The following is a 1,404-nucleotide window of genomic DNA, read 5'->3' as shown; positions in this document are numbered from 1 at the left end:
GGGACTGTTCCAAGATCGGTGTTTCTGGCCCGACACGCCGGGCTGATGGTCTGGCGGGATGGGCACTGTGAGTGATGACATCTGATGTTGTGAGTCCACGCAAGCGTGACAAGCCGGCGCGGGAGCTGTCGCCGGAGCAGGCTGCCGCGGCGGCGATGGTGGCCGAGGCCAAGGCTCGGGGGTTGGCGTTGACCGGCCCGGACGGCCTGTTGAAGTTGTTCACCAAGACCGTGCTGGAGACCGCGCTCAACGAGGAGATGACTGAACACCTCGGCCACGAGAAGAACCAGGCCGAACCCGAGCGCGAGTCGACGAATGTGCGGAACGGCAGCCGGTCGAAGACCGTGGTGTCGGATGCCGCGGGTGAGGTTGAGATCAATGTGCCGCGGGATCGGGAGAGCACGTTCGAGCCGCAGATCGTGAAGAAAAGGCAACGTCGGCTCACGGACGTGGACGAGATCGTGCTGTCGCTGTATGCGAAAGGAATGACCACAGGGGAGATTTCCGCGCATTTCGCCGAGATCTACGGTGCTTCGGTGTCCAAGGAGACGGTTTCGCGGATCACCGACAAAGTCGTCGCCGAGATGAACGAGTGGACCAACCGGCCACTTGACGCTGTGTATGCGGCGGTGTTCATCGACGCCATCATGGTGAAGGTCCGTGACGGCCAGGTCGCCAATCGGCCCGTCTACGCCGCCATCGGCGTCACCGTGGACGGCGGCAAGGACGTGCTGGGCCTGTGGATGGGCACCGGTGGAGAGGGCGCCAAGTTCTGGATGAGCGTGCTGGTCGACCTGAAGAACCGCGGTGTCCGGGACGTATTCTTCCTCGTCTGCGACGGCCTCAAAGGACTCCCCGAGGTCGTCACCAATGTCTGGTCGCAGACCATTGTCCAGACCTGCATCGTTCACCTGATCCGGAACACCTTCCGGCTCGTGGCACGTCAGGACTGGGACGCGGTGAAACGGGACATCAAACCCATCTACACCGCACCCAACCCCGACGCCGCACTCCTCGCACTGGAGGAACTCGAAGAGAAATGGAAGAAGAAACACGGCGCGATGGTCCGGCTCTGGCGCAACGCCTGGGAGGAATTCATTCCGTTCCTGGACTACGACGTCGAGATCCGACAGATGATCTGCTCCACCAACGCAATCGAATCACTCAACGCCCGCTACCGGCGGGCGATCCGCGCACGCGGGCACTTCCCGACAGAGCAAGCCGCGATGAAGTGCCTGTATCTTGTGACCCGCAGCCTGGACCCGACCGGAACCGGCCGCGCGCGGTGGACGATGCGCTGGAAGCCCGTGATCAACGCCTTCGCCATCACCTTCGGTGACCGCTGGCCGGGAGCCGAGACCTACTGATCAACAACGCCGGAAACACCGATCATGGGATAGGCCC

1 protein-coding gene is annotated in these 1,404 nt (G+C 62.8%); it reads left to right on the top strand.

All coding sequences use genetic code 11. From position 1 onward, the window contains the following. Positions 1-74: 74 nt before the first annotated feature. Positions 75-1,367, top strand: a complete 1,293-nt coding sequence (locus tag ACIBVP_RS45725; protein ID WP_396112828.1) for an IS256 family transposase — start codon at positions 75-77, stop codon at positions 1,365-1,367. The last annotated feature ends 37 nt before the right edge of the window (positions 1,368-1,404 follow it).

This window comes from Actinophytocola sp. NPDC049390 (genome assembly GCF_044466355.1).
In the GTDB taxonomy this organism is placed as follows: domain Bacteria; phylum Actinomycetota; class Actinomycetes; order Mycobacteriales; family Pseudonocardiaceae; genus Actinophytocola.
This window is presented reverse-complemented; position numbering and strand designations above follow the sequence as displayed.

Bases quoted from the DNA above. Each gene is read 5' to 3' on its own strand.
- ACIBVP_RS45725 (WP_396112828.1), top strand. From the start codon at position 75: ATGACATCTGATGTTGTGAGTCCACGCAAGCGTGACAAGCCGGCGCGG.